13 protein-coding genes and 5 tRNA genes are annotated in these 18515 nt (G+C 68.2%); 14 read left to right on the top strand and 4 right to left on the bottom strand.

All coding sequences use genetic code 11. The features are described from left to right. Positions 1–92 precede the first annotated feature (92 nt). The 6 genes from lon to I7X39_RS12960 all read left to right on the top strand — a co-directional run bounded on the left by lon (position 93) and on the right by I7X39_RS12960 (position 3135). Positions 93–2501, top strand: coding sequence for an endopeptidase La (gene lon, locus I7X39_RS12985; RefSeq protein WP_198111585.1), 2409 nt, complete (start codon positions 93–95; stop codon positions 2499–2501). 105 nt (positions 2502–2606) lie between these two features. Continuing rightward, positions 2607–2682 (top strand) — tRNA-Gly (locus I7X39_RS12980). A gap of 71 nt (positions 2683–2753) precedes the next feature. After that, positions 2754–2827, top strand: a tRNA-Cys gene (locus I7X39_RS12975). Between the two features lie 14 nt (positions 2828–2841). Next, positions 2842–2917: transfer RNA gene (locus tag I7X39_RS12970), tRNA-Gly, on the top strand. A gap of 30 nt (positions 2918–2947) precedes the next feature. Continuing rightward, a tRNA-Gly gene (locus I7X39_RS12965) sits at positions 2948–3023 on the top strand. Between the two features lie 20 nt (positions 3024–3043). Next, a tRNA-Leu gene (locus tag I7X39_RS12960) sits at positions 3044–3135 on the top strand. Between the two features lie 16 nt (positions 3136–3151). Here the strand turns inward: I7X39_RS12960 and murI are convergent. Further along, a complete protein-coding gene (gene murI / locus I7X39_RS12955) occupies positions 3152–3937 on the bottom strand; it encodes a glutamate racemase (RefSeq protein ID WP_198111584.1) in 786 nt (261 codons plus the stop codon). Positions 3938–4070: 133 nt separating this feature from the next. Here murI and I7X39_RS12950 point away from each other — a divergent pair, with 133 nt between their 5' ends. The 4 genes from I7X39_RS12950 to I7X39_RS12935 all read left to right on the top strand — a co-directional run bounded on the left by I7X39_RS12950 (position 4071) and on the right by I7X39_RS12935 (position 8554). Next, positions 4071–4820, top strand: coding sequence for an electron transfer flavoprotein subunit beta/FixA family protein (locus I7X39_RS12950; protein ID WP_198111583.1), 750 nt, complete (start codon positions 4071–4073; stop codon positions 4818–4820). Between the two features lie 2 nt (positions 4821–4822). Further along, positions 4823–5752 (top strand): electron transfer flavoprotein subunit alpha/FixB family protein, encoded by a 930-nt coding sequence (locus I7X39_RS12945; RefSeq protein ID WP_198111582.1) that lies wholly within the window; start codon positions 4823–4825, stop codon positions 5750–5752. A gap of 73 nt (positions 5753–5825) precedes the next feature. Beyond that, positions 5826–7601 (top strand): acyl-CoA dehydrogenase, encoded by a 1776-nt coding sequence (locus I7X39_RS12940; RefSeq protein WP_198111581.1) that lies wholly within the window; start codon positions 5826–5828, stop codon positions 7599–7601. Then, positions 7598–8554: an NAD(P)H-dependent flavin oxidoreductase gene (locus tag I7X39_RS12935; RefSeq protein WP_198111682.1), complete on the top strand. Its 957-nt coding sequence runs from the start codon at positions 7598–7600 to the stop codon at positions 8552–8554. Before I7X39_RS12940 ends, I7X39_RS12935 begins: the two co-directional genes overlap by 4 nt. 15 nt (positions 8555–8569) lie before the next feature. On the opposite strand, the gene I7X39_RS12930 is transcribed toward I7X39_RS12935, so the two are convergent. Then, the gene (locus I7X39_RS12930; RefSeq protein WP_198111580.1) at positions 8570–9862 is read right to left on the bottom strand and encodes a hypothetical protein; all 1293 of its coding nucleotides are present in this window, start codon (positions 9860–9862) and stop codon (positions 8570–8572) included. A 401-nt stretch (positions 9863–10263) separates the two neighbouring features. On the opposite strand from I7X39_RS12930, the gene I7X39_RS12925 reads away from it, so the two are divergent. From I7X39_RS12925 to I7X39_RS12915, 3 genes are all read left to right on the top strand, one after another. After that, positions 10264–12003: a S8 family peptidase gene (locus tag I7X39_RS12925; protein WP_198111579.1), complete on the top strand. Its 1740-nt coding sequence runs from the start codon at positions 10264–10266 to the stop codon at positions 12001–12003. 114 nt (positions 12004–12117) lie between these two features. Beyond that, on the top strand, positions 12118–14451 hold the full coding sequence (locus I7X39_RS12920; RefSeq protein WP_198111578.1) for a M14 family zinc carboxypeptidase: 2334 nt from the start codon (positions 12118–12120) through the stop codon (positions 14449–14451). A gap of 78 nt (positions 14452–14529) precedes the next feature. Beyond that, positions 14530–15588 carry a sterol desaturase family protein gene (locus I7X39_RS12915; protein WP_198111577.1) on the top strand — a complete coding sequence of 353 codons (1059 nt, stop codon included), beginning with the start codon at positions 14530–14532 and terminating at the stop codon, positions 15586–15588. On the opposite strand, the gene I7X39_RS12910 is transcribed toward I7X39_RS12915, so the two are convergent. Then, positions 15574–16194 carry a DUF2238 domain-containing protein gene (locus I7X39_RS12910; RefSeq protein WP_198111576.1) on the bottom strand — a complete coding sequence of 207 codons (621 nt, stop codon included), beginning with the start codon at positions 16192–16194 and terminating at the stop codon, positions 15574–15576. The two genes, I7X39_RS12915 and I7X39_RS12910, sit on opposite strands and share 15 nt — an antisense overlap. Then, the gene (locus tag I7X39_RS12905) at positions 16191–16655 is read right to left on the bottom strand and encodes an Lrp/AsnC family transcriptional regulator (RefSeq protein WP_198111575.1); all 465 of its coding nucleotides are present in this window, start codon (positions 16653–16655) and stop codon (positions 16191–16193) included. Before I7X39_RS12905 ends, I7X39_RS12910 begins: the two co-directional genes overlap by 4 nt. 99 nt (positions 16656–16754) lie before the next feature. On the opposite strand from I7X39_RS12905, the gene ilvB reads away from it, so the two are divergent. Continuing rightward, entirely contained in the window at positions 16755–18497 is a 1743-nt protein-coding gene (ilvB, locus tag I7X39_RS12900) for a biosynthetic-type acetolactate synthase large subunit (protein WP_198111574.1), read from the top strand. Positions 18498–18515 lie beyond the last annotated feature (18 nt).

Raw genomic sequence — 18515 nt, 5'->3', positions numbered from 1 at the left:
ACCGCGCCGCCCTTGTGGCGGCGCCCTATGGCCCCACATGGGTCTGACCGAGGCCGGTGTCTAGCCGGCCTCAAGCCAAGAAGGATTCCCCAATGTCTGGTCAAACCCCCCTGCCGTCCGAGCTGCTGACGCTGCCGCTGTTGCCCCTGCGCGATGTGGTGGTGTTCCCGCACATGGTGATCCCGCTGTTCGTCGGCCGCCCGAAGTCCATCAAGGCGCTGGAGGCCGCGATGGAGTCGGGCCGCCAGATCATGCTGGTGGCCCAGCGTGCCGCGGCCAAGGACGAGCCCAAGGCCGACGACCTGTTCGAAATCGGTTGCGTGTCCAGCATCCTGCAGATGCTCAAGCTGCCTGACGGCACCGTGAAGGTGCTGGTGGAAGGTTTGCAGCGGGCCCGCACGGTGGCCGTGCACGAGGTGACGGAACACTTCACCGCCGAGGTCCTGCCGGTCTCGCCCGATGTGGCCCAGGCCCCCGAGATCGAAGCCCTGCGCCGGGCGGTGGTCCAGCATTTCGACCAGTACGTCAAGCTCAACCGCAAGATCCCACCCGAGATCCTGACTTCGATCGCCGGCATCGACGATCCGGGTCGCCTGGCCGACACCATGGCCGCGCACCTGCAGCTCAAGCTGGAGGCCAAGCAGGCCGTGCTGGATCTCAGCGACGTGGCCAAGCGCCTGGAAAAGCTGCTGGAGCTGCTGGAGCACGAAGTCGATATCCTGCAGGTGGAAAAGCGCATCCGGGGTCGCGTCAAGCGCCAGATGGAGAAGAGCCAGCGCGAGTACTATCTGAACGAGCAGGTCAAGGCGATCCAGAAGGAGCTGGGTGACGGCGAAGAGGGTGCCGACATCGAGGAACTGGAAAAGCGCATCCAGGCGGCCAAGATGCCCAAGGAAGCGCGCCAGAAAGCCGAAGGCGAGCTCAAGAAATTGCGCCTGATGTCGCCGATGTCCGCCGAGGCCACGGTGGTGCGCAACTACCTGGACACCCTGATCGGCCTGCCCTGGTCCAAGAAGACCAAGATCAAGCACGACCTGCCGCTGGCCGAGGACGTGCTGAACGAAGACCACTTTGGTCTCGACAAGGTCAAGGAACGCATCCTCGAGTACCTCGCGGTGCAGCAGCGCGTCGAAAAGGTCAAGGCTCCCATCCTGTGCCTGGTCGGCCCTCCTGGCGTGGGCAAGACCTCGCTGGGCCAGAGCATTGCCCGTGCCACCGGCCGCAAGTTCGTCCGAATGGCCCTCGGTGGCGTGCGCGATGAAGCCGAGATCCGCGGCCACCGCCGCACCTACATCGGCGCGATGCCGGGCAAGGTGCTGCAGTCGCTGACCAAGGTCGGCACGCGCAATCCGCTGTTCCTGCTCGACGAGATCGACAAGCTGGGTCAGGACTTCCGCGGTGACCCTTCGTCGGCCCTGCTGGAGGTTCTGGACCCCGAGCAGAACCACACCTTCAGTGACCATTACGTCGAAGTCGATTACGACCTCAGCGACGTGATGTTCGTGGCCACAGCCAATTCGCTGAACATCCCGCCGGCCCTGCTGGACCGTCTGGAAGTGATCCGCCTGTCTGGCTACACGGAAGACGAAAAGGTTCACATCGCCCAGAACTACCTGATCCCTAAGCAGCGCAAGAACAACGGCGTCAAGGATGAGGAACTGGTGGTCGAGGAAAGTGCCATTCGTGGCGTGATCCGCTACTACACCCGCGAAGCCGGCGTGCGTTCGCTCGAGCGCGAGATCGGCAAGATCAACCGCAAGGTGGTGAAGGGTCTGCAGTTGAAGAAGATGCAGGCCCCGGTGATCGTCAATGAGGACAACCTCAACGAGTTCCTGGGCGTGCGCAAGTACGACTTTGGCCGCGCTGAGAAGAAGAACCAGGTGGGGCAGGTGGTGGGCCTGGCTTGGACCGAGGTGGGTGGCGACTTGCTGACCATCGAGGCGGCGGTGATGCCTGGCAAGGGCGCCACCATCCGCACCGGTTCGCTGGGTGACGTGATGAAGGAATCCGTCGAGGCCGCGCGCTCGGTGGTGCGTTCGCGTGCCGCCCAGCTCGGCATCAAGGACGAGCTGTTCGAGAAGCGCGACATCCACATCCACGTGCCCGATGGCGCCACACCCAAGGACGGCCCCAGCGCTGGTGCTGCGATGACCACCGCCATCGTCTCGACGCTGACCGGCATCCCCGTGCGCGCCGATGTGGCGATGACCGGCGAGATCACGCTGCGCGGCGAGGTCACGGCCATCGGTGGCTTGAAGGAAAAGCTGCTGGCGGCGCACCGGGGTGGCATCAAGACCGTGCTGATCCCGGAGGAGAACGTCAAGGACCTGCAGGACATTCCCGACAACGTCAAGGAAAGCCTGGAGATCCTGCCGGTGCGCTGGGTCGAGAAGGTGCTGGAACTTGCGCTGGAGCGTGCGCCCGTGCCGCTGACCGAAGAAGAGCTGGCGGCCAAGCCGGCCGAGGCGAAGCCGGCGGCGGGTGAGGCCATCAAGCATTGACGCGAAGACGGGCGGCCCGCTTGTCGAGCCATAAATTTCGCGTATAGAATGTGCGACTTCGCTGACAGCAGCAATGCAATAGGCGAAGCCCTGAAAAGGGTCGGTGCGGGAATAGCTCAGTTGGTAGAGCGCAACCTTGCCAAGGTTGAGGTCGCGAGTTCGAGCCTCGTTTCCCGCTCCAAGAATTCCGAAAAGGGGAGCTTGACCGGCTCCCTTTTTCATCCCGGTCACCAACCGGGGACTGGTCACAGCGGCGCGGTAGCAAAGCGGTTATGCCCCGGATTGCAAATCCGGTCAGTCCGGTTCGACTCCGGACCGCGCCTCCAGGAACAGTTTGTTTGCGGGAATAGCTCAGTTGGTAGAGCGCAACCTTGCCAAGGTTGAGGTCGCGAGTTCGAGCCTCGTTTCCCGCTCCAGATGCTGTGCCGTGCGCCTCGCGCGGCTAGGCGGGAATAGCTCAGTTGGTAGAGCGCAACCTTGCCAAGGTTGAGGTCGCGAGTTCGAGCCTCGTTTCCCGCTCCAGCACAATGCCCCGCTACCCAGCCTGGGTGGCGAAATCGGTAGACGCAGCGGACTTAAACTCCGCCGGTTCCTGAAAAGGGCCGTACGGGTTCGAGTCCCGTCCCAGGCACCAGCGGCGCCCGCCGCTTTCAGACGGTGCAGCGCTCCAGCGCAAACCCCTCCCAGCCCAGCCCTTCGCGCGCCAAGCGCTCCAGTACCGCCGGTTCGCCGGTGGTGGCCAGCCGAATTGGCGCGGGCGCGGCAGCCCGTAAGGGGGTGGACCACAGCCTTGCCGCCTGCAGGGCCACCGCCTCCTCGATCTGCAGCAATTGCACCCCCGGGCCCAGCTCGGCTTGCCAGAGCGTGCGGATGAACGGGTAGTGCGTGCAGCCGAGCAAGGCGGTGTCCACACCGGCCAGCTTGAGCGGCGCGCAGTAGCGCGCCACCAATTCGCGCAAGGCCGGGCTGTCGAGGTCACCCTCTTCGATGTGCTTCACCACCCCCGAGCAAGCAACCGCGGTGATCTGCGCGCCGGCCGCATGGCGTTCGATCAGCGCCTGGAAGCGTGCGCTGTTCACCGTGGCGGTGGTCGCCAGCACACCGACCCGGCCGTTGCGGCTGGCCGCCGCGGCGGGCTTGATGCCGGGTTCGATCCCGACGATGGGTAGATCGGGGTGTTGGCAGCGGAGTGCGTCGGCGGCGGCGGCGGTGGCGGTGTTGCAGGCCACCACCACCAGGGCGGCGCCCTGATCGCGCAGGTGCTGGGTCAGCGCCAGGCTGCGTTCGGTGATGAACTCGCGGCTGCGCTCGCCATAGGGTGCGTTGGCGCTGTCGGCGATGTAGTGCAAGGGCACGCCCGGCAGGGCGTCGCGCAGTGCGGCCAGCACGCTCAGCCCGCCCACGCCGGAATCAAACACCCCCACCGATGCGCTCACATCCTGTCCTTTTGACCCTGCACAAAAAATAGAACGACCGTTCTATTTTCGCCGCAGGTTTGCCCTGAAACCACCCGTTCCCCCTGGGGGCGACCCCTAGAATGCCCGCAGTTTTTCCCTTCTGGAGACCGGGATGAAAGTGCTGGTGCCCGTCAAGCGGGTCGTCGATTACAACGTCAAGGTGCGCGTCAAGAGCGACGGCACCGGTGTGGACATCGCCAACGTCAAGATGTCGATGAACCCCTTCGATGAAATCGCCGTCGAAGAGGCCGTGCGTCTGAAGGAAAAGGGCGTCGTCACCGAGATCATCGCCGTCTCCTGCGGCGTCACGCAGTGCCAGGAGACCCTGCGCACCGCCATGGCCATCGGCGCCGACCGCGCCATCCTGGTCGAGACCGACGCCGAGTTGCAGCCCCTGGCCGTGGCCAAGCTGCTCAAGGCCCTGGTCGACAAGGAGCAGCCGCAGCTCGTCATCCTGGGCAAGCAGGCCATCGACGACGACTGCAACCAGACCGGCCAGATGCTGGCCGCGCTGACCGGCATGCCGCAAGGCACCTTTGCCTCCAAGGTCGAGGCCGTGGATGGTGGCGTGAACGTGACGCGCGAGGTGGACGGCGGCCTGGAAACCGTCAAGCTGGCCCTGCCGGCCGTGGTGACCACCGACCTGCGCCTGAACGAGCCGCGCTACGTCACTCTGCCCAACATCATGAAGGCCAAGAAGAAGCCGCTCGACGTCGTCAAGCCGGCCGATCTGGGCGTCGACGTGACCCCGCGCATCAAGACCCTGAAGGTCATGGAGCCGGCCAAGCGCAGCGCCGGCATCAAGGTGCCCGACGTCGCCACGCTGGTGAGCAAGCTCAAGAACGAAGCCAAGGTGATCTGAAGATGTCCGTCCTCGTCATTGCCGAACACGACCATGGCACCCTGAAGGGCGCCACCCTGAACACCGTCACGGCCGCTGCGGCCTGCGGCGGCGATGTGCACGTCCTGGTGGCTGGCCACAACGCCGCGGCCGCTGCCGCTGCGGCGGCGCAGCTGGCGGGTGTGGCCAAGGTGCTGCATGCCGATGGCGCCTCGCTGGCCGAAGGCCTGGCCGAGAACCTGGCCGCCCAGGTGGTGGCCTTGGCCTCGGGCTACACGCACATCCTGTTCCCGGCCACCGCCAGCGGCAAGAACGCCGCCCCGCGCGTGGCCGCCCTGCTGGATGTGGCGCAGATCAGCGACATCACCAAGGTCATCAGCGCCGACACCTTCGAGCGCCCGATCTACGCCGGCAACGCCATCGCCACCGTGCAATCGGTCGATGCCGTGAAGGTCATCACCGTGCGCACGACTGGCTTTGATGCCGCCGCCGCAGGCGGCAGCGCCGCGGTGGAGTCCATCCCCGCCGTCACCGACTCGGGCAAGAGCAGCTTTGTGGGCCGCGAGCAGACCAAGAGCGACCGCCCCGAGTTGACCGCCGCGAAGATCATCGTCTCCGGTGGCCGGGCCCTGGGGTCGAGCGACCAGTTCAACACCGTGCTGACCCCGCTGGCCGACAAGCTGAACGCCGCCCTGGGTGCCAGCCGTGCCGCCGTGGATGCGGGCTACGCCCCGAACGACTGGCAGGTCGGTCAGACCGGCAAGATCGTCGCGCCGCAGCTCTACATCGCCTGCGGCATCAGCGGTGCCATCCAGCACCTGGCGGGCATGAAGGACTCCAAGGTGATCGTGGCGATCAACAAGGATCCGGAAGCGCCGATCTTCAGCGTGGCGGACTACGGCCTCGAGGCCGATCTGTTCACCGCCGTGCCCGAGTTGGTCAACAGCCTGTAAACCGACCCAGCCTGATTCCGAGGCGCCGCCACCAGAGGGTGCCGGCGCCTTTTTCATTCCCGAAAGCCACCCCATGAGCTACACCGCCCCCGTCAAGGACCTGCTGTTCAACATGGCCCATCTGGCCGAGCTGGACAGCCTGACCCAGATCCCCGCCTTTGCCGATGCCGGCCTGGACACCGCACAGGCGGTGCTGGAAGAGTGCGCCAAGCTGTGCCAGGACGTCATCGCCCCGCTGAACCATGCGGGCGACAAGAACCCGAGCAGCTGGGCCGACGGCCAGGTCACCACCACGCCGGGCTTCAAGGAGGCCTTCCGCCAGTACGTGGAGGGCGGTTGGCAGGGCCTGGTGCACCCCACCGAGTTCGGCGGCCAAGGCCTGCCCAAGGTCATCGCTGCGGCCTGTCAGGAGCTGGTGAACAGCGCCAACCTGAGCTTCGCGCTGTGCCCGCTGCTCACCGACGGCGCCATCGAGGCCCTGCTGACGGCCGGCAGCGATGAGCTCAAGACCCGCTATATCCCCAAGATGATCGACGGCAGCTGGACGGGTTCCATGAACCTGACCGAGCCGCAGGCCGGCTCCGACCTGGCCCTGGTGCGCACGCGCGCCGAGCCGCAGGGTGATGGCACTTACAAGGTCTTCGGCACCAAGATCTTCATCACCTATGGCGAGCACGACATGGCCGAGAACATCGTCCATCTGGTGCTGGCCCGCGTGCCCGGCGCGCCGGCGGGCGTGAAGGGCATCAGCCTCTTCGTGGTGCCCAAGTTCCTGGTGAATGGCGATGGTTCGCTCGGCGCGCGCAACGACGTGCACTGCGTCTCCATCGAGCACAAGCTGGGCATCAAGGCCAGCCCCACGGCCGTGCTGCAGTTTGGCGACCACGGCGGCGCGGTGGGTTACCTGGTGGGCGAGGAGAACCGGGGCCTGGAGTACATGTTCATCATGATGAACGCGGCGCGCTACGGCGTGGGCGTGCAGGGCTTGGCGCTGAGCGAGCGCGCCTACCAGCAGGCCGTGGCCTACGCGAAGGACCGCGTGCAGAGCCGCCCGGTGGATGGCTCGCAGCCGGGCGCGGCCACCATCATTCACCACCCCGATGTGCGCCGCATGCTGATGACCATGCGCGCCCTGACCGAGGGCTGCCGCGCCATGGCCAGCGTGGCCGCGGCCGCCTACGACCGCACCCATGCGGCGGGCGACAAACAGGCGCAGGCCTTCTACGAGTTCCTGGTGCCGCTGGTGAAGGGCTACAGCACCGAAGCCAGCCATGAGGTCACCTCGCTGGGCGTGCAGATCCATGGCGGCATGGGCTTCATCGAGGAAACCGGTGCGGCCCAGCATTACCGCGACGCCAAGATCCTCACCATCTACGAGGGCACCACCGCCATCCAGGCCAACGATCTGGTGGGCCGCAAGACCCTGCGCGACGGTGGCCAGTACGCCCGCTCCATCGCGGCCCTGGTGGAAGCCACGGAGCTGGAGCTGGCGCAGGGCGGCGAGGCCGCACACGCCGTGCGTGCCAACCTCAGCCATGCCCGCCAGGCCTACCTGGCCGTGGTGGACTACATGGCCGAGCAGGGCAAGAGCAACCCCAACGCCGTCTTCGCCGGCTCGGTGCCTTACCTGATGCTGGCCGGCAATCTGGTGGCGGGCTGGCAGCTGGCGCGCAGCCTGCTGGTGGCCGAGAAGGAATTGGCCGCTGGCCAGGACGCCGCCTTCATGCAGGCCAAGATCACCACCGCGCGCTTCTATGCCGAGCACATCCTGCCGCGCACCGCGGCGCTGCGCGATGCGGTGCTGAACGGCGCCGGCTCTGCCCTGGCGCTGCCGCTGGAGGCCTTCTGATGGCTTTGCCCCCGATCCTGCAGGGCCTGCGGCTGCCGGTGGTGGCCTCGCCGATGTTCATCGTCTCGGTGCCGGCGCTGGTGATCGCCCAATGCAAGGCCGGCATCGTCGGCTCCATGCCGGCGCTCAATGCGCGGCCGGCCGAGTTGCTGGACGACTGGCTGGCCGAGATCACCGAGGCCCTGGCCGCGCACGACCGCGCGCATCCGGAGGCCCCGGCGGCGCCGTTCGCCATCAACCAGATCGTGCACAAGAGCAATGACCGCCTGGAGCACGACATGGCGGTGTGCGCCAAGTACAAGGTGCCCATCGTCATCACCAGCCTGGGTGCACGTGAAGACATCAACCAGGCGGTGCACGACTGGGGCGGCATCGTGCTGCACGACATCATCAACAACAAGTTCGCCAAGAAGGCAATCGAGAAGGGCGCCGACGGCCTGATCGCCGTGGCCGCGGGCGCGGGTGGCCACGCCGGCGTGAAGAACCCGATCCCGCTGATCCAGGAGATCCGTGAGTGGTTCGATGGTCCCCTGCTGCTTTCCGGCGCCATCGGCACCGGTGACGGCATCCTGGCCGCCCAGGCCATGGGGGCGGACCTGGCCTACATCGGCTCGGCCTTCATCGCCACCGAAGAGGCGCGCGCCACGCCCGAGTACAAGGCGGAGATCGTGGGCGGGACGAGTGACGACATCGTCTACACGAACCTGTTCACCGGTGTGCACGGTAACTACCTGCGTGGCTCCATCGAGCGCGCCGGCCTGGACCCCGAAAACCTGCCGGAATCCGACCCCAGCAAGATGAACTTCGGCGGCGGCGCCGCGGCCAAGGCCTGGAAGGACATCTGGGGCTGCGGCCAGGGCATTGCGCCTATCAAGGAAGTGCTGCCTACCGCGGCGTTGGTGGAACGCCTGGCGCGCGAGTACCGCGCCGCACGCGAGCGCTTGAAGCTCTGAACAGCGGCGCGGCCTTCAGGGGGACGGGCTGAGGCCGCGCGGCGTCGGCTGAGGCGCTTCCTCCAGCAGGCCGCGGCCGCGCTGTTGCCGGTACTTGTGGCTCAGTGCGTTGCGCTGCGCCGTGGAGGTCGGCATGCGTGCGTCTACGGCCCGGCTCTCGCCTTCGGCCAGCAACTGCTGCAGCCAGGCCGCGCCGGCGGAGTTGGGATGGCAGCGCGCCTCCTGCTCGATCCAGGCCGTGGACTCGCCCAGGAAGTCCCCATTCATCCACGCCATGCGAGCCTCCGTGTCGCGTGCGCGATCCTTCCAGTGCTCTGGCACGGGCCGTGCCGTGCGTGCCAGGGCCAGCAGCAGGGCCTCGTCCAGCAGATCCTGGCGCTGGTGCTTCCAGAGATGCTCGGCCAAGGCGCCGCAGTCCAGGCCTGCGCTGGTCACTCGTTCGCGGCAATGCCGGATCAAGGACGACCAGTGCGGCGCCACGAAGGCGGCGCGCATGCCGATCAGGATGAAGACTTGGCTGCTGCGCTGCAGGCCCGGGCCGGGGGCTGGGTCCAGCGCAGCCAGGCGGCGCAGGTATTCGATGCGTGGGTCGACCGACTGCGTGCCCCTGAACAGGGCTCTGGCATAGCGTTCGACCACTTCTGGTGCGGCATGCGCCCCAGGCGGGCGCAGCTGCAGGGCTTGCAGATTGCTGGGCTCCACTTCGATCCACAGCGCGGCCAGGGCTTCGCAGCCCGGCTCGCTGGTCTTGCAGAGTGTGTGCGCTGAGAGCCCGACCACATAGGGGTCGCGTGTGCGTTCCGCCAGGGCCTGCAGGCGCGCGTGGGCGCCTGAGCGGTCATGGCCTGGATGGTTGAGCAGCCAGAGCACATCCGCCGTGGCTTGAGAAGGCGGGTCGGGCCGCGCGCGCAGCAGCTGCTCCCATTCCCGCGTCAGATCTTGCGCTGCGCGCTCCTGCTCGGCCTGCCATTGCTCGGCCACGGTGATGAGCGCCGCCGACGCCTGGCCCTGGGCCTGCGCGGCCAGCAGGGCCTGGCCGTTGGCGCACCAGGCCTGGCCGCGTGCGCGCCAGCGTGCTTCGCGGCTCTGCGGTTCGGCGGGAGCAGTTGCCGGTCGTGTGACGAGCCGGGCCGGCCCGATGGCGGGTGGAGGTGGCGTGCCAAGCGGCGCAGCGGTCAATGCCTTGGCAAGCGGTGGCGTTGCGGATTCGACCCTGGTCTGCGGCCGCAGCAGCCAGACGGCCAGCAGCCCTGCAGCCAGGCAGGTGGGTAGTGCGACCCACAAGATGGTGCGGCGAGGCGGGGGCATGGGGCAGCTGAAAACTGAGCGAACCAAGGCGCGCGAAGTATGCGTGTTGCGGCATGGCGCGGGGTTCGGAGCCGCCGTGCCGATGCCATTGCACGCGGCGCGGGGTTGCGGGTATTCCGAATTCCCCGACCCGGACAAATCCCAGCCCGTTTGAAATCTTCCGTAACAGCTCTGACGAAGCCTCCCTCCTAGACTGCGCCGCCTCAGCCCAGCCCCCGCGCTGGCTGCTGAACCCGGCGGGAACCGCGCGTTCCCGCCCCGCTGTACCGGGGGCTTCAAGCCGTGCCCTGGGGGGCCGATGGCCCCGGAACCCGCAGTAACCGCAGTAACCGTTTTGCAGTTGACCCCGAGCAGTAGCGCGCTCCCCGCCTTGGGAGTTGGATCGCTGAACCGGAGGAAGCATGGCTGTAATCAATCGGAAGGCCTTCAAGCAGACCTTTCTGGCCGCCTGTGTGCTGGCCGCAGTGGGTGGGTCGGGCATGGCCCTGGCGGGTGGGGTGGACGTGAGTCCTCCCGCCCAGATGACGGATCGCCTGATCGTCAAGTACCGCGAGGGCGCGCGCCCCTCGCCCGCGCTGAGCCGCATCGGCATGGAACGCGGGCTGGCGCTGACCGAGCTCAAGACCAATGCCCTGGGGGCCACCGTGTTCGCGCTCAATCGCGCGGGCAGCCTGGACGAGCTGCGCGCCTTTGCCGCCCAGCTGGCGGCGGACGATCCTTCAATCGAGTACGCCGAGCCCGACCGCATCCTGCAGGCCCTGATGACGCCCAATGACCCGGACTACAGCAAGCTCTGGGGTCTGCAGGGCGGCGCCGGCGGCATCCGCGCCAACACCGCCTGGGACAGCCGCAATGGCGCCGGTGTGGTGGTGGCGGTGATCGACACCGGCATCCGCCCGCATGCCGATCTGGCGGGCCAGACCGTAGCCGGCTACGACATGATTGCCAACACCACCACGGCCAATGACGGCGGCGGGCGTGATAGCGACCCCTCCGACCCTGGTGACTGGAACACCTCGGGCCAGTGCGGCACCTCGCCGGCGCGCAATTCGAGCTGGCATGGCACCCATGTGGCCGGCACCATTGCCGCGGCGGGCAACAACAGCCTCGGGGTCATCGGCGTGGCCTATGGCGCCAAGATCCAGGCGGTGCGGGTGCTGGGCCGCTGCGGCGGCTACACCTCGGACATCGCCGACGCCATGATCTGGGCCTCGGGCGGCACGGTGTCCGGCGTGCCGGCCAATGCCACGCCCGCAAAGGTGCTGAACCTCAGCCTGGGCGGCGGCGGCAGCTGCGACACCACCAGCCAGAACGCCATCAACAGCGCGCGTTCGCGCGGCACCACGGTGGTGGTGGCAGCGGGCAACTCCAATGCCAATGCCAGCGGCTTCAGCCCGGCCAGCTGTGCCGGCGTGATCAGCGTGGCGGCCATCGGCCCCACCGGTGGCAAGGCGCCGTACTCGAACTACGGCGCGGTGGTGGACGTGGCTGCACCGGGCGGCAACACCAGCAGCGGTGCGGCCAACGGCATCTACTCCACGCTCAACAGTGGCACCACCACGCCGGGTTCGGACAGCTACGCCTTCTACCAGGGCACCTCGATGGCGGCCCCGCATGTGGCAGGCGTGGCGGCGCTGCTCTACCAGGCCAAGCCCACGGCCACGCCGGACGAGATCGAGGCCGCCATCAAGAGCTCGGCGCGCGCCTTCCCGGCCGCCTGCAGTCAGTGCGGCACCGGCATCGTGGATGCACCGGCCGCGCTGGCGGCCCTGGATGGCACGCCGCCACCGCCAACCGTGGCCGAGGTCGAGCCGAACAACTCGATCTCCGCGGCCCAGCTCATCAGCACGGCGGGGGTGCAGGTCAACGGCGGCCTGTCCAGCAGCAGCGACGGCGACTACTTCCGCGTTGATCTGCCGGCCGGCAAGACCCTGACGGCGACGCTGAACCCGGGCTCGCGAGACTTCGATCTGTACATCGTCAACAGCAGCGGCAGCACCCTGGCCAGCAGCGTCAAGGGGGCCGGTCAGATCGATGTGGCCAGCTCGACCAACACCGGCAGCAGCACGGTCAGCCGCTATGTGCGGGTGCGCTACTACAGCGGGGGCGCCGGCTCCTACACGCTGAAGCTGAGCTGGTAAGCGCCAGCCTCCGAGCCCGCGGGGGCGCCCTGGTGGGGCCCCCGCTCCCCTTCCTTTCCGTTCGATTCCGCAGGGCCGTTGCCATGCTGCCGGCTCGCATCCTGGAGAAGCCTTGTGACCCTCCGTCTCACCCCCCTGGCCGCTGCACTGAGCCTGTTCGGCCTGATCTCGACGGCCCAAGCGAACTCCGGCCATGCCCAGGCCGGCTCGCCCGAAATGAGCCAGGCGCGTGCGCAGGAACTGCAGCGCAGCGCGCAGATCTTTGAAGTGCGCCATGCCAGCCCGGCCATGCTGCGCAAGGCCGCGATCAGCTTCCACCACGCGGTGCTGGAGGCGCCGGAAGGCTTGCTGGTGCTGGAGCTGGACAAGAGCGAGCAGGCGCAGCTGCGCGGCTTCGGCTTCAAGCTCAGCCCGGCCAAGGATTTCATTGGCCGGCGCGATGGCGTGCTGAACGAGCTGCAGCGCCGCGCTGCGGCAGGCGAGGGCGCTTCGGTGCAGTCCATCCCCAGCTACAGCTGCTACGAAACGGTGGAGGAGAGCTTCACCGCGGCGCAGGCCATGGCCACGGCCAAGCCGGCGCTGGCGAGCTGGATCGACGTGGGGGATTCCTGGCAGAAGGCGCAGGGTTCGGGTGGCTACGACATCCGCGTGCTCAAGCTCACCAACAGCGCGGTGGCGGCCCCCGCGGGCGGCAAGCCCAAGCTCTTCATCAACAGCGCCATCCATGCGCGCGAATACGCCACCGCCCCGCTGTCCCTGGCCTTCGCGCGCTGGCTCTTCGACGGCCATGGCGTGGACGCCGACGCCACCTGGATCCTCGACCACCACGAGGTCCACTTCATGCTGCAGACCAACCCCGACGGCCGCAAAAAGGCCGAAGGGGGCCTGAGCTGGCGCAAGAACGCCAACAACAACTACTGCGCCAACACCAACACCCGTGGCGCGGACCTGAACCGCAACTTCAGCTTCGGCTGGAACACCACCAACGGCCAGGGCAGCAGCGGCAGCGTCTGCAACGAGACCTACCGCGGGCCCAGCGCCGGCAGCGAACCGGAGATCCAGGCCATCCAGGCCTATGTGCGCTCGATCTTCCCGGACCGCCGCGGCCCCAACAAGACGGATGCGGCGCCGGCCGACACCCCGGGCATCCATCTCGACATTCACAGCTACAGCCGCCTGGTGCTCTGGCCCTGGGGTGATGTGAGCACGCCCGCGCCGAATGGCACGGCGCTGCAGACCCTGGGTCGCAAATTCGCCTTTCACAACGGCTACACGCCCCAGCAATCGGTCGGTCTCTACCCCACCGACGGCACCAGCGATGGCGTGAGCTATGGCGAACTCGGCGTGGCGGCCTACACCTTCGAGCTGGGCACCGCCTTCTTCGAGAGCTGCACCAACTTCAACAACACCATCAAGCCCGGCAACCTGCCCGCGCTGATCTACGCCGCCAAGGTGGTGCGCACGCCCTACATCACCCCCGCCGGGCCGGACATCACCAGCCTCGCCCTGGGTCAGGGTGCCTCGGGCGGCGGGGTGCAGCCCGGCGTGGCGGTCACGCTCACGGCCGCCGCCAGCGATGCCCGCTTCAATAACAGCAATGGCAGCGAAGGCACCCAGGCGATTGCGGCGGCCGAGTACTACCTCGACACCCCGCCCTGGCTGCCCGGTGCGGTGGCGGTGCCCATCCAGGCGGCCGATGACAGCTTCAACAGCGTGAGCGAGAACCTGACGGCGACCATCCCCACCGGCACCCTGCCGGTGGGCCGCCACACGGTGTTCGTGCGCGCCCGCGATGCCTCCGGCGCCTGGGGCGCCTTCTCGGCCGCCTTCCTGAACATCAGCAATGGGACGCCGACGCTGGACGCCAACTTCTTCGCCCAGTGCAATGGCCTGAGCTGCAGCTTCGACGCCAGCAGCTCCACCGGCAGCCCGAGCAGCTACCAATGGGCCTTCGGGGACGGCGGCAGTGGCAGCGGCGTCAGCATCGGCCGCACCTACGCCGCAGCCGGCACCTACAACGTCACGCTCACCGTGGGCAATGGCAGCAGCACCAACAGCGAGACCAAGGCCGTGGTGGTGACCAACCCCAGCACCATCGTCAACGAGGTGGAGAGCAACAACACCATCGGCACGGCCACGATGGTGTCGCCGCCGCAGGCCATCGTGCCGGGCAGTCTCTCGACCACCAGCGACACCGACTACTTCGCGGTGCCGCTGCCGGCCGGGGCCACGCTGAAGGCCACGCTGACGCCGCCCAGCAGCGGCGTGGACTACGACCTCTACATCGTCAACAGCAGCGGCACCACGCTGGCCAGCGGCACCAAGGGGGCCGGCCAGGTGGACGTGGCCAGCAGCACCAACACCGGCAGCACGCAGGTGACGCGCTATGTGCGGGTGCGCTACTACAGCGGCGGCGCGGGCAGCTACTCGCTGAAGATCGAGCGCTGAACGCGGGGCGTCGCCCGGGAAATCCCCGGGCGGCGCCGGCCCCTGCCGGGCTGAGGGGCGGGCATGATGGTCTGCGCCATGGACCTCACGCCCGCCCAAGTCATCGTCTTCGCCACGCCGGTCTTTCTGGGCCTGATCGCGCTGGAATTCGGCATCGGCTGGGCGCGCGGCCGGCGTGACTACCGCTGGGCGGACGCAATGAACTCCATCGGCCTGGGGATGCTCAGCCAGCTCGTGGGTCTGTTCACGCGCGTCTTCAACCTGGGTATCTACACCTGGGTCTACCAGCACGCGGCCTTGTTCGAGCTCTCGGCCCAGTCCCTCTGGGTCTGGCTGTTCGCCCTGCTGGGCTACGACTTCTGCTACTACTGGCTGCACCGCGGCGGGCACCGCGTGGCCCTGCTCTGGGCGGCGCACTCGGTGCACCACCAGAGCGAGGATTTCAACCTCAGCACCGCGCTGCGCCAGACCAGCAGCGGCTTCCTGTTCGGCTGGCTCTTCTACCTGCCGCTGGCGCTGCTGGGCGTGCCGCCGCTGGTGTTTGGCGTGGTGGCGCTGATCGACCTGCTCTACCAGTTCTGGGTGCACACCGAGCTGGTGGGCAAGCTGGGTTGGTTCGACCGCTGGTTCTGCTCGCCCAGCAACCACCGCGTGCACCACGCCGTGAACCCGCAGTACCTGGACAAGAACTACGGCGGCATCCTCATCATTTGGGACCGCCTGTTCGGCACCTTCGCCGAGGAAGAGGAGCGCTGCGTCTACGGCACGGTCAAGCCCCTGCGCAGCTGGGACCCGCTGTGGGCGAACGGGATCGGCTATGTGGAGATCGCCAAGGCCTGGCGGGCCGCGCGGGGCTGGGGCGGCCGGCTGGCCGCGCTGCTGGCGCCACCGGGCTGGCAGCCGGGTGGGGCCATGCCCCAGGTGGACTTGCAGCGCCCGCGCTTCGACCCGCCGCTGGCCGGCGCGCGCCTGGCGCTGGCCTTGCTGCTCTTCGTGGGGGCCATGGCCGCCACCCTGGCCCTGCTGTGGTGGGCCGCGAGCCTGGCGCCGCTGCCGCTGGCAGCGGCCTCGGCCGCGGTGGTGGGGCTGCTGTGGGCTTGCGGCCGGGCCTGCCAGCCGGGTTCAGCTCACCCTTAGCTGGCGGTCGTGCCAGCGCCCCAGCAGCAGCAGGGCGCTGACTGAACCCAGCAGGGCCATGCCCATGTCGGATTGCGTGTCCCAGGGGTCGCCCTGGGTGCCCAGGAATTCATCCGCACCCTGGCCCAAGCCGACGGCGGCGCCCCACTCGATGAGTTCGTAGCAGGCGCTGATGGCCAGGCAGATGCAGACGACGATGAAGAACAGCATGCGGCGCCCCTGCACATGGGCGCCGCGCAGCAGGATTTCCCGCGCCACCAGGGCCGGCACGAAACCCTGGGCGAAGTGGCCGATCTTGTCGTAGGGGTTGCGCGCCAGGCCGAACCAGTCCTGCAGGGTGAAGCCCAGGGGCACGCGGGCATAGCTGTAGGCGCCGCCCAGCATCAGGATGGCGGCGTGCACGAACAGCGCGCCGTAGAGCAGGCTGGTGAGCGGGTAGCGCCCATGCGTGGCCATCAGCAGCGGCAGGGCGATCAGCACCGGCGCCACCTCCATGAACCAGGTCAGGCGATCAAACGGCTGCCAGCCGGACCCGACCAGCAGGCCGAGTTGCGCGGCCAGGGCGATCCAGAGGGTGCGGGTGCTGGGGGTGTGCAGGTTTGTCATCGTTGCAGGGGCAGGGGGCTGCTCTTGAGGCGGCGCAGCACGAAGCTGCTCTTGCTGTGGCGGATGCCGGGGATCTTGTAGAGCCGCTCGCGCAGCAGGCGCTCGTAGTCGCGCGTGTTTTCCACTGCGATGCGGATGAAGTAGTCGTAGTCGCCCGAGACCAGATAGGCATCCAGCACCTCGGGGATCTCGGCCAGCGCACGGCCGAAGGCGAACAGGGCTTCGTCGGAATGGCTGTCCAGCGTGACCTGCACGATCACCGTGTCGCCCAGGCCAAGCTTCTCGGCATTCAGCTGCACGGTGTAGCCCTCGATGACCCCGGCCGCCTCCAGGCGCTTGATGCGCGCCCAGCAGGGCGAGCTGGTCAGGCCCACCGCCTTGCTGAGCTCGTTGAGGCTGATGCGGGCATCGCGCTGCAGCTCGGCGAGGATGGCGCGGTCGAACTTGTCCAGCTGGCTCATGCTGAGTAAAGTCCTAGTAGAAGCAAAGTTTGCTGATTTAACCAGAAACCAGCAGAAAAGCAGCAGCACTTTCTGGGCACGCTTCGGCACAGTGAGCGCATGAACGCACGCCTTGACCCGGCCGATCTGCTGGCCCTCGATGAGCCCGCGCCGCCCAGCGGCGCCGCGCAGCTGATCCGCACCCTGATTGATCTGGGGGTGGACACGGTGTTCGGCTACCCCGGCGGCGCCGTGCTGCCGCTCTACGACGCCCTGCACGCCGAGCCGCGCCTGCGCCATGTGCTGGTGCGCCACGAACAGGCGGCGGTGCATGCGGCCGAAGGCTATGCGCGCAGCACCGGGCGCATCGGCGTGGTCTTCGTCACCTCGGGGCCGGGCGTGGCCAACACGGTGTCGGGGCTGCTGGATGCGTTCTCCGATTCCATCCCGCTGCTCTGCATCAGCGGCCAGGTCAAGCGCGAGGCCATCGGCACCCAGGCCTTCCAGGAATGCGATGCCCTGGCCATCACAAGCTCGGTGACGAAGTGGAACGTGCAGGTGCGCGCGGCCGACGAGATCGACGCCACCGTGCGCCGCGCGGTGGCACTGGCGCAGCAGGGTCGGCCCGGGCCGGTGCTGATCGATCTGCCGAAGGACGTGCAGGCCGAGCCCGTGCGCGCCGCCGCCTTGGCGCGCCCGGCGCCGCCTGTGCCGGTGGCGCCCAAGGCCAGCCTGCGGGCACGGGCCGAGCTGGCCGCGCTGGCCCTGGCCGCCGCCCGCCGGCCGGTGTTCTACGGCGGTGGCGGCCTGGTGAATGCGGGGGAGGGCGCCTGCGCCGCCTTCACCGAGCTGGTGCGCCGCACCGGTGCCCCCTGCACGCTCACGCTGATGGGCCTGGGCGCGCTGCCGGCCAGCAGCCCGCAATGGCTGGGCATGCTGGGCATGCACGGCACGTACGAGGCCAACCTGGCCATGCACGAGGCCGATGTGATCGTGGCCGTGGGCGCGCGCTTCGACGACCGCGTGACCAGCCGGCTGCACGACTTCTGTCCGCATGCCAGCTTCATCCAGCTGGACATCGACCCGGCGCAGATCGGCCGCGTGGTGCAGCCGCGCCTGGCCCTGGTGGGCGACTGCGGCGAGAGCTTGCAGGCCCTGCTGACCGCCTGGGGCGAGCGGCCCGCACCCGATTTGACGGAGTGGCGGGCGCAGATCGAGGCCTGGCGCGCGCGCCGCTCGCTGGCCTACCGCGACGACCCCGCGCACATCGTGCCGCAGGCCCTGCTGCAGGCGCTGGACCGCCAGCTGCATGGGCGCGACGCCATCGTCAGCACCGATGTCGGCCAGCACCAGATGTGGGCCGCGCAGTACCTGGGCTTCGAGCGGCCGCGCCGCTTCCTCACCAGCGGCGGCGCCGGCACCATGGGCTACGGGCTGCCGGCGGCCATTGGCGCGCAGATCGCCCACCCGGGGCGCACGGTGGTGTGCGTCAGCGGCGACGCCTCGGTGCTGATGAACTTGCAGGAGCTGGCCACGGCAGTGCAGCACCGCGCGCCCGTCAAGCTGGTGCTGGTGAACAACGGCCGCATGGGCATGGTGCGGCAGTGGCAGCAGCTGCACTACGAGGGGCGCTACAGCCACAGCTACACGGAGGCCCTGCCGGACTTCGTGCAGGTGGCGCGCGGCTTTGGCTGGCAGGCACGCCGGGTGACGGCGCGCGCCGAGCTGGAAGACGCGTTGGCCGAATGCCTGGCCAGCGAGCAGCCCTTCTTCCTGGATGCGGTGGTGCAGGCCGAGGAGAACTGCTACCCCATGATCCCGGCCGGCGCCGGCCATCACGAAATGCTGCTGGCGCCGGCTTGAACTCGGGGCCAGGCGCCC

The sequence above is a fragment of the Inhella proteolytica genome, assembly GCF_016093275.1.
Lineage (GTDB): Bacteria > Pseudomonadota > Gammaproteobacteria > Burkholderiales > Burkholderiaceae_C > Inhella > Inhella proteolytica.
Note: the sequence above shows the minus strand (reverse complement) of the source record. Positions and strands in the feature narration are given on the sequence as shown.

Excerpts from the sequence above, each read along its gene's own strand:
- I7X39_RS12940 (WP_198111581.1), top strand. The coding sequence starts at position 5,826 with ATGAGCTACACCGCCCCCGTCAAGGACCTGCTGTTCAACATGGCCCAT.
- I7X39_RS12950 (WP_198111583.1), top strand. The coding sequence starts at position 4,071 with ATGAAAGTGCTGGTGCCCGTCAAGCGGGTCGTCGATTACAACGTCAAG.
- ilvB (WP_198111574.1), top strand. The coding sequence starts at position 16,755 with ATGAACGCACGCCTTGACCCGGCCGATCTGCTGGCCCTCGATGAGCCC.
- I7X39_RS12945 (WP_198111582.1), top strand. The coding sequence starts at position 4,823 with ATGTCCGTCCTCGTCATTGCCGAACACGACCATGGCACCCTGAAGGGC.
- I7X39_RS12915 (WP_198111577.1), top strand. The coding sequence starts at position 14,530 with ATGGACCTCACGCCCGCCCAAGTCATCGTCTTCGCCACGCCGGTCTTT.
- I7X39_RS12930 (WP_198111580.1), bottom strand. The coding sequence starts at position 9,862 with ATGCCCCCGCCTCGCCGCACCATCTTGTGGGTCGCACTACCCACCTGC.
- I7X39_RS12910 (WP_198111576.1), bottom strand. The coding sequence starts at position 16,194 with ATGACAAACCTGCACACCCCCAGCACCCGCACCCTCTGGATCGCCCTG.
- lon (WP_198111585.1), top strand. The coding sequence starts at position 93 with ATGTCTGGTCAAACCCCCCTGCCGTCCGAGCTGCTGACGCTGCCGCTG.
- I7X39_RS12905 (WP_198111575.1), bottom strand. The coding sequence starts at position 16,655 with ATGAGCCAGCTGGACAAGTTCGACCGCGCCATCCTCGCCGAGCTGCAG.
- I7X39_RS12925 (WP_198111579.1), top strand. The coding sequence starts at position 10,264 with ATGGCTGTAATCAATCGGAAGGCCTTCAAGCAGACCTTTCTGGCCGCC.